Below are 7,146 nucleotides of genomic sequence, written 5' to 3' on the forward strand. Positions count from 1 at the left end.
GCTAAAAGCAGGCATGCCGAAGCGCACCTGGGAAGATTTCAAGACCGGCGACGTGGCCGTTTACGGCCCGCGCGTCATCACGCGCGAGGAGATCGTTGCCTTCTCCGCGGAGTTCGATCTGCAGCCGATGCACATGGATGAGGCTGCCGCGAGCGCCACGCTGCTCGGCGGGCTCGCGGCGTCCGGCTGGCACGGCTGTGCGCTGATGATGCGCATGATCGCCGACGGGTTCCTGCTCGACTCGACGTCGATGGGCTCGCCCGGCATCGAGGAGGTGCGCTGGCTCAGGCCGCTGCGGCCCGGCACGCAACTGCGCCTGCGCGTCACCGTGCTCGACAGTCGTGCCTCCAAAAGCCGGCCGGACATGGGCCTGACGCGCATGCACTACGAGCTCATCGACGCCGCGGACACCGTCATCACCAGCATGACGTCGACTATGATGTTCGGCCGTCGGCAGCCCGGGGCCGCCGCATGAGCTTCTTCGAGGACATCGTCGTCGGCGAGAGCGTGCTGGTCGGCCGCCACACCTTTAACGCCGAGGACATCAAGGCCTTCGCCCGCCGTTTCGATCCGCAGCTTTTTCATCTCGATGAATCGGCGGCGGCCGCCTCGCATTTCGGTGCGCTGTGCGCCTCCGGTTGGCACACCGCGGTCACGTGGATGCGGCTGATGGTCGATTATCAGCGGCGCAGCAACGAGGCCGCGCTGGCGCGCGGGGAGCGCGTGGGGCACGTCGGCCCGTCGACCGGGTTCCGCGATCTCAAATGGTTGAAACCTGTCTATGTCGGTGACACCATCGACTATCGCACCGAGGTGACGGAAACGCGCGCCTCGAACAGCAGGCCGGGCTACGGACTGATGACGTTGCTGGCGACCGGCACGAATCAGAAGGGCGAACTGGTGATCTCGTTCGTCAGCACGAGCTTCGTCGAGCGCCGCGGCAAGGCTTCATGAGCAGCGCGGGCCAATCCGCCGACGGCAGCGCGACGGCGCCCGGCGAAGAGCGCCGCGCCATGATCGTCGCCTGCGGCGCGCACGCGCTGCACGACGGCTTCACCGATCTCATCTACGTGATGCTACCGGTCTGGCAGAGCGAGTTCGGCCTGAGCTTTGCCGCGCTCGGGCTGATGAAGACGGTGTTCTCCGGCACGCTGGCCGGCTTTCAGGTGCCGTCGGGCTTTCTCGCCGAGCGTTTCGGCGCGCGCACGGTGCTGGCGCTCGGCACCGCGCTCGCCGGGCTCGGCTATGTGTTCGGCGGTCTGAGCGTCGGCGTCGTCACTTTGGTGGCGGCGCTGTTCGTCGGCGGACTGGGCGCCTCGACGCAGCATCCGCTCGGCTCGGCGCTGGTCGCGCAGGCCTTCGCCGGCGCGCGCTCGCGCACGGCGCTCGGCACCTACAATTTCGCCGGCGATCTCGGCAAGATGAGCGTGCCGGCGCTCGCCTCGCTGTTGCTGCTGGTGCTGCCGTGGCGGCAGGCGCTGATGCTGATCGGGGCGCTTGGCGTGCTCGGCGCCGTCCTTGTTTTCACGTTGATGCCGCGCTTGCGCGAGGCCGCGCCGGCCGCCGCGAAGAAAGAGAGCGCGGCGCGTCCCATTGGACGGCTGCATGCGCTCGGCTTTCCGCTGCTGCTGTCGGTCGGCATCATCGACAGCGCGACGCGCATGGCCTTCCTCACCTTCCTGCCGTTCGTGCTCACCGCGAAGGGCGCCAGCGTTCAGACGGTCGGGCTGTCGCTGACGCTGGTGTTCGCCGGCGGCGCCGCCGGCAAGCTCGTGTGCACCTACATCGGTGCGCGACTGGGCACCATCGCCACGGTGTGGCTGACCGAAGGCATAACGGCGGTGACTATCGTCGCCCTGCTGCCGCTGTCGCTCGACGCGGCGATGCTTCTGCTGCCGGTGGTCGGCGTCGCACTCAACGGCACCTCGTCGGTGCTGTACGGCTCGGTGCCCGATCTGGTGACGCCGGACAAGCGCACGCGCGCCTTTGGTATTTTTTACACCGGCACGATCGGCGCCGGCGCGGTATCGCCCGCGCTCTACGGTCTCATCGGCGACGCCTTCGGCGTGTCGACGGCGCTGGTCTTGGTCGCCGCGATTGTGCTGGTGACGCTGCCGCTGACATTGATGCTGCGGCCGGCGCTCGCCGCGCAGCCGACTTGAGGTCAGCGGGTCGATTTCATCCGCACCTGCCGCACCACCGCCGACGGCAGCACGTCGAGATAGGGGCCGAGAAGGAAGGTTTCACCCGAGCCGGCGCCGTAGAGTCGATCGTGCATGGCGATCATCGCGCGCAATGGCGGCGCGCAGCCGCGCAGCGATTCGGAAATCAGGTCGTTGATCTCGTCCGGCCGCAGGTCCGGCCGATAACGCGGATCGTCGGCGATGCGGCGGAGGATGCAATCGGTGGCGCGGGCGACCAGAGGCAGAAGCTTCGCCTGCCGCTCGGCGACCGAGAGCTGGCTCCAGCCGGGCGTCGGCGGGTGCGGGATTTGGGTATCGAGGGAGACGTTCAACACAAGCGACAACCCGAACACGGATTCGAGAATCATCGCGTGGCCTTCTCGCGAATCAGTCCGTCTTCGTGGGTATCAGGATGCGACTCGCGCCGCACGCGAAAAGCGCGACCGGAACCCGCGGCCGGTTTCGGCGGTTAGATGCCGCATGAGCTCACCCGAGAGCGAGCCCACTTTGACCACCGGCGCCGACGGGCCGATGACCGCCGAGCAGGCGGCGCTGCTGCGCCGGCTGGCGCACGACGCTTATGACTTCGAGGCGTTTGGCGAGCACCTGACCCGGAGCGAAGCGGCGCGTCGCATCGCCACTTTGCAGGCCAAGCTCAAACTGCAGGGCGAGCCGCCGCACACGCAGTAAGCGGCCCCATCCGCCTGGGCTCCAGGGCCGTTGCCGCCGGCCGGCGACGGCGTGAACCTTTTCGTCTTCAGCCACGACTAAGGAACAAGGGCTGCCGCAACGGCCCTCGGGAACGCGCCGGCCCCCATCGCGTTAGTGGGGGGCTGAACGAACATTCAGGAATGGCTGGAGCGGGCGATGGCCGACAAAATGGGACTGGGCATGATCGGAATGCTGCTGTGCGCAGCAACCCTCTTCGTCATCGCCGTCGGCGGCTTCGTCGTGCGCGGCACGTTGACGTCCGGCACCGAAATCGGCGGCAATGTCTACGGCCTGCAGTCGATCCGGCTGAGCGACACGCCGCGCCTGCGCGTCGTGGCCGACGATCGCTCCTGAGGGAGAACCGCCACCGCCGCGAACGGCGATGGCGCTTCGTTCATTCCAATCGAAATCAGCCCGCCGGGCGTCGATCGTCGCGCGGCGCGCTCTTCCATTGCGTGACGCTCTCGCCGATCACCTTCATCGCCGTCATCGCCGCGTGGCTGAGGCTGGCATAGCCGGCGATCTCGCGGCTGACGCGCTCGCCTTCATGCCGCAGCATGTCGCGCACCGTCTGCAGCTCGGCGATGACGCGGTCGATCTCCTCCATCGAGGCGCCGGAGACGCGGCGGATCAGCGCATTGAGATTGTCGGCGACCGGGTCGAGCGTCGCATCGCCACCGGCGGCCGGACGCCGCGGCGCCACGTCGCGGCGGACGAATTCGCGGATCTCGCCTTCGAAAGCGCTGGCGGCGGCTTCGCTGATAGCGCCGAGTTTCTCGGGCGCGCGCCGTTCCGACGCCGGCTTGTCGGGACCGTGCGTCTCGGCGGCGGTATCCAGGGTGCGCTCGGGTCTGATCGCCGTCATGCTGGTGCTCCTCACTAACGCGACTCAATCGCGTGCCGATTCTAGGTGGGAGCGATTGCCGCATGCGACTGCGGCGCCGGTGCGGCATGCCGGCGGCTGCAAAGAGGCGAGAAAGCGGAACTCACCAGTTCAATTTAAAACTGGCGGTAACGCTCTTGTTCTCCGTCGTCTCGCCGACATCGTTGAGCGCGGTGCCGACGTGCAGCGGCCCGTACAATTTCTGATCGGCGCGGAGGCTGTTGTGCAGCACCGGGTCGGTGCTCGTGCGCGCGAGCCCGGCGGAGAGGGTGGTGCCGGTCGGCAGGATGTCAAATTTTACCGACGGCTGATCGTCCCAGGCGCGGGTGGCGCCGGTAGCCGTTGGCTGCGCCAATGCCATCACCGGCAGGCCGGCGGGGGCAGTCGCCTGCGTCCCGAGCGCCTGGGTAATGCCGGTGCTGTTTTGCAATGTCACCGACAGATGGCGCCCGACCGGCAGCGAATGATGCAGCGTGGTGGCGAAGCGGCCCTGGTCGGCGGTGGGGTCGACGCGCGCGTCGAGGCTGGCGACGCTGGACACGCCGAGCGAAGCCCAGGCGGCGCCGGTGTTATTGCGCGCGGGTGCGATCGGCCGGTCCGGCTGATAATAGGGCTCGGACGGGGCACCGGTGCCGAGGTCGGCGCCGATGCTGGTGCTCCAGTCGGTCGGCAGCGACTTCTTGACCGAGTAGGTGGTCGAGCCGTCGGCCGCCGTCTTCTCGCTGAGATCGTACGATTTCGCCGCGGACAGCGAGGGGTACTTCAGCGCCTTCGGCGGCGCGTCGGGGGAGGGGGTGGGGTCGTACTGCAGGGCGGCGCCGAGTTGGGCGTCATCCGAGCCCGCGGCGGTATCTGCTGCGGCCGGGGCCATCTGCTGCTGCGCCATCGCCGGCGCGACCGCCGACATCAACAGCGCGGCGGTGACTGACAACGTTGCCAGCCGCATCGGACGGCTCCCTCCTGACCCAGGACGAAGGATGTCTGAGGAAAAGGGCGAAGGTGTGAAAGCGATGTGGCGGCCGTCGGACCGGAACTGTGTTACCCTGCGGCAACCCGACGTGCGTGCCGGCGTTGTTCCGGCGCGGGGTTGCGACCAACGGAGGCGCTCCGATGCCTGCACTGCTGCCGATGCTCGTGACCGGCGCGCATCTCGTGCTGGTCGCCGACAAGGTCCCGGTGCTGAATTACGAGCCGAGCTGTCGCGCCGCGGTCGCGGCCGCGGTGACCCCGGACCGCAACGTCAGCGCCTGCGAGAACGACGAGAAGCAGGCGAAAACGAAGCTCGAGCATGAGTGGAGCAACTTCACGCCGGCACAGCGGCAGCATTGCACGGTGCTGTCGACCGTCGGCGGACCGCCAAGCTACGTCGAGCTCCTGACCTGCGCCGAGATGAGCCAGGCCGCCGCCGCGCTGCCGGACCACGGCAAGACGACGAACGGCCGGATCGAGCGCTGAAGCGTCAGTTCTTCTTGCCGATCGGGGCGCCGGCGCTGGTGCCGCTCATCTGCGCCTGTTTGTAGGCGGACAGCTGCTTCGGCTTGTCCTTGTCGGCCTTGGGCTTCTTCTTTTCCTTCGGAACACGCATCTGACCTTTTGCCATGACGGCCTCCCAAGTCGCGGATGAACGATGACGCAGTACGTATGGTGATACGGCCACGGCGGGCCGGCAAGCGGGCGATGTGCAAAATCCGTTGAGGACGCGCGCTCAACTGCGCGGCGGTGCGTCGGCGCCCTTCATCTTCTCCTTGATGCAGCGGTCGACGACGTCGGCGCGCTGGTCGAGGTTCATGCGGGCGTCGGACTTCTCCGTGCCCATCCAGCATTCCTCGGCGGCGCGTGAATGCGTCATCGGTGGCTTCGGCGCGGCGGCGACCGGGCCCGGACCGCTGCCGGTGGTCTCGCAGCCGGCCAGCGCCAGCGCGCAGAGGCCGAGGGCGGCGAGCGGCAGAAAGGCGGGCAGGCGGACGGCGGTCATGGCGGATATTCCGGACTGAAGCCGGCACCCTGCGCCGGCGGCGAGCCCCCGCCGCCTTGAAGCAGATTCGAGCCCTTCTTGGCAATTTCCGGGCGGCGCCCCGCGGCAGTGCGCAGGGGCGCGTTGCGGGGATTTCATGCAACAGCCGGCCGGCTGAGCCGTTGTCGCGGCAGAGGCGGCGGCACGGCCTGGACTTCGGGGACGCCCATCCGCCTCGACCTTGAGCGATCGACTGCCGATGTGACCATCGACGGCTTGGCCGGCGCGTGATGCCTCCTGAGAGCGCGCCGGCACGGAAGGCGGCCTGGCGCCGGGCACGACCGGCGCCGGCCGCTTTTCTGTCCGGGCCGACGCCGCTCGAGGCCCGCACTTTCACCGCGCCATCACGTTTGCGTGCGGGACCGACCGCCGTCGCCGCGCGCGCGTTGACCGGGAAAGAACCACGCGGATCCGACGCGGATCCCAGGCTTTCAGGAGTTTCCCGGCCATGCGCCTTTATCAATTCGCCGCCGCGGCGGCGATCGTCACCCTGACCTGCGGTGCGGCGCAGGCGTCCGACTTCAGCCTCACCGACACCGATTCGACCGCGATGGGCATCGGCATGATCTGCAACACGCCCGACCAGGCCGAGCAGTTCGTGGCGCTGCGCGCGCGAGGCGCCGCGCCGAAGGACGCGATGCAGAAGGTCAATCTGCTGGCGCACGATCCGCACGCCTGCGGCGTCGCCGCGATCGCCTTCACCCGCGACAAGACCGTCGACGCCAAAGCGGTGGCCAACAAGCTGTTGCAGATCGTGCGCATCAACGTGCTCGCCGGCTTCAACGGCAATGGCTGGCAGCGCGTGCCGGGCATGACGCAATACGCGGTGATGGAAGGCGAGGGCGAGTCGATTTGAGCCCTGCGGCCGGATTTGCCAATTGAGACAATGGCCGGGCCGCTGCCCGGCCATTTTTGTGTGCTGCCGTTCCACCCATACGCATGACTCATCGCCCGTGCTCTTTGGTCGGCCCCGGGGAGGCCCTCTTGCGAATTGCAAACCTCCGCTCCCCAAGGGGAGCGGAGCGCCGGGAAACGCGGGAGCTTGCGAGGCTCCCTGAGCGGCCGGCGAGGCCGCCCGAGACGCTGTGAGGCGTCTCCTCATCCCTTGCGATCGGGACGAGGCGCCTCCCGGCGCTCCACACCCGGACAAGCTTGCGCAGTCCGGGCTATTTATGCGGCGTTCTTGAAGACCCTTTGGGCCGTACTTCCGGGCAGCGACGGGGCCCGTGTTCAAGCCCCCGATCCGGAGCGGTGGCCACCGCTCCTTCGTCGCCGCCGCGTGCAGCCCATCGTTCCGTAGAACTGCGGGCAGCCGGTCGTAATGCCGGCGGACGGCTGGCCAAGGCCTCCCGGGG

Annotated in this window: 12 protein-coding genes; 7 read left to right on the plus strand and 5 right to left on the minus strand. The window is 68.3% G+C overall.

Translation table 11 applies throughout. From position 1 onward, the window contains the following. The first annotated feature begins 13 nt into the window (after positions 1-13). Genes VGV41_RS16855 through VGV41_RS16865 form a run of 3 tightly spaced genes read left to right on the plus strand, consistent with a single transcriptional unit; the run spans position 14 to position 2,162 of the window. Entirely contained in the window at positions 14-475 is a 462-nt protein-coding gene (locus VGV41_RS16855; RefSeq protein ID WP_326865091.1) for a MaoC family dehydratase, read from the plus strand. Next, positions 472-954: a MaoC family dehydratase gene (locus tag VGV41_RS16860; RefSeq protein ID WP_326865092.1), complete on the plus strand. Its 483-nt coding sequence runs from the start codon at positions 472-474 to the stop codon at positions 952-954. The genes VGV41_RS16855 and VGV41_RS16860 overlap by 4 nt, the downstream gene beginning before the upstream one ends. Next, on the plus strand, positions 951-2,162 hold the full coding sequence (locus VGV41_RS16865) for an MFS transporter (RefSeq protein ID WP_326865093.1): 1,212 nt from the start codon (positions 951-953) through the stop codon (positions 2,160-2,162). Before VGV41_RS16860 ends, VGV41_RS16865 begins: the two co-directional genes overlap by 4 nt. A 2-nt stretch (positions 2,163-2,164) precedes the next feature. Here the strand turns inward: VGV41_RS16865 and VGV41_RS16870 are convergent, their stop codons facing one another. Then, positions 2,165-2,551 carry a hypothetical protein gene (locus VGV41_RS16870; protein WP_326865094.1) on the minus strand — a complete coding sequence of 129 codons (387 nt, stop codon included), beginning with the start codon at positions 2,549-2,551 and terminating at the stop codon, positions 2,165-2,167. Positions 2,552-2,663: 112 nt separating this feature from the next. On the opposite strand from VGV41_RS16870, the gene VGV41_RS16875 reads away from it, so the two are divergent. Further along, positions 2,664-2,873, plus strand: a complete 210-nt coding sequence (locus VGV41_RS16875; protein WP_326865095.1) for a DUF3072 domain-containing protein — start codon at positions 2,664-2,666, stop codon at positions 2,871-2,873. 177 nt (positions 2,874-3,050) lie between these two features. Continuing rightward, a complete protein-coding gene (locus VGV41_RS16880; protein WP_326865096.1) occupies positions 3,051-3,248 on the plus strand; it encodes a hypothetical protein in 198 nt (65 codons plus the stop codon). Positions 3,249-3,303: 55 nt separating this feature from the next. Here VGV41_RS16880 and VGV41_RS16885 read toward each other — a convergent pair whose 3' ends face one another. Both VGV41_RS16885 and VGV41_RS16890 read right to left on the minus strand, forming a co-directional pair. Continuing rightward, entirely contained in the window at positions 3,304-3,759 is a 456-nt protein-coding gene (locus VGV41_RS16885) for a hypothetical protein (protein ID WP_326865098.1), read from the minus strand. Positions 3,760-3,880: 121 nt separating this feature from the next. Next, on the minus strand, positions 3,881-4,723 hold the full coding sequence (locus VGV41_RS16890; protein ID WP_326865099.1) for a hypothetical protein: 843 nt from the start codon (positions 4,721-4,723) through the stop codon (positions 3,881-3,883). Between the two features lie 164 nt (positions 4,724-4,887). Between VGV41_RS16890 and VGV41_RS16895 the strand changes: the two genes are divergently transcribed. Continuing rightward, positions 4,888-5,232, plus strand: coding sequence for a hypothetical protein (locus tag VGV41_RS16895; RefSeq protein ID WP_326865100.1), 345 nt, complete (start codon positions 4,888-4,890; stop codon positions 5,230-5,232). 4 nt (positions 5,233-5,236) lie between these two features. Here VGV41_RS16895 and VGV41_RS16900 read toward each other — a convergent pair whose 3' ends face one another. Both VGV41_RS16900 and VGV41_RS16905 read right to left on the minus strand, forming a co-directional pair. Further along, positions 5,237-5,377: a hypothetical protein gene (locus tag VGV41_RS16900; protein WP_326865101.1), complete on the minus strand. Its 141-nt coding sequence runs from the start codon at positions 5,375-5,377 to the stop codon at positions 5,237-5,239. A 105-nt stretch (positions 5,378-5,482) separates the two neighbouring features. After that, positions 5,483-5,752, minus strand: coding sequence for a hypothetical protein (locus tag VGV41_RS16905; RefSeq protein ID WP_326865102.1), 270 nt, complete (start codon positions 5,750-5,752; stop codon positions 5,483-5,485). A 487-nt stretch (positions 5,753-6,239) separates the two neighbouring features. On the opposite strand from VGV41_RS16905, the gene VGV41_RS16910 reads away from it, so the two are divergent. Next, entirely contained in the window at positions 6,240-6,647 is a 408-nt protein-coding gene (locus VGV41_RS16910; RefSeq protein ID WP_326865104.1) for a hypothetical protein, read from the plus strand. Positions 6,648-7,146: the final 499 nt, after the last annotated feature.

Origin of the sequence: Pseudolabrys sp. (assembly GCF_035943735.1) — a bacterium.
Lineage (GTDB): Bacteria > Pseudomonadota > Alphaproteobacteria > Rhizobiales > Xanthobacteraceae > Pseudolabrys.

Excerpts from the sequence above, each read along its gene's own strand:
- VGV41_RS16855 (WP_326865091.1), top strand. The coding sequence starts at position 14 with ATGCCGAAGCGCACCTGGGAAGATTTCAAGACCGGCGACGTGGCCGTT.
- VGV41_RS16890 (WP_326865099.1), bottom strand. The coding sequence starts at position 4,723 with ATGCGGCTGGCAACGTTGTCAGTCACCGCCGCGCTGTTGATGTCGGCG.
- VGV41_RS16880 (WP_326865096.1), top strand. The coding sequence starts at position 3,051 with ATGGCCGACAAAATGGGACTGGGCATGATCGGAATGCTGCTGTGCGCA.
- VGV41_RS16885 (WP_326865098.1), bottom strand. The coding sequence starts at position 3,759 with ATGACGGCGATCAGACCCGAGCGCACCCTGGATACCGCCGCCGAGACG.
- VGV41_RS16860 (WP_326865092.1), top strand. The coding sequence starts at position 472 with ATGAGCTTCTTCGAGGACATCGTCGTCGGCGAGAGCGTGCTGGTCGGC.
- VGV41_RS16905 (WP_326865102.1), bottom strand. The coding sequence starts at position 5,752 with ATGACCGCCGTCCGCCTGCCCGCCTTTCTGCCGCTCGCCGCCCTCGGC.
- VGV41_RS16900 (WP_326865101.1), bottom strand. The coding sequence starts at position 5,377 with ATGGCAAAAGGTCAGATGCGTGTTCCGAAGGAAAAGAAGAAGCCCAAG.
- VGV41_RS16910 (WP_326865104.1), top strand. The coding sequence starts at position 6,240 with ATGCGCCTTTATCAATTCGCCGCCGCGGCGGCGATCGTCACCCTGACC.
- VGV41_RS16895 (WP_326865100.1), top strand. The coding sequence starts at position 4,888 with ATGCCTGCACTGCTGCCGATGCTCGTGACCGGCGCGCATCTCGTGCTG.
- VGV41_RS16865 (WP_326865093.1), top strand. The coding sequence starts at position 951 with ATGAGCAGCGCGGGCCAATCCGCCGACGGCAGCGCGACGGCGCCCGGC.
- VGV41_RS16870 (WP_326865094.1), bottom strand. The coding sequence starts at position 2,551 with ATGATTCTCGAATCCGTGTTCGGGTTGTCGCTTGTGTTGAACGTCTCC.
- VGV41_RS16875 (WP_326865095.1), top strand. The coding sequence starts at position 2,664 with ATGAGCTCACCCGAGAGCGAGCCCACTTTGACCACCGGCGCCGACGGG.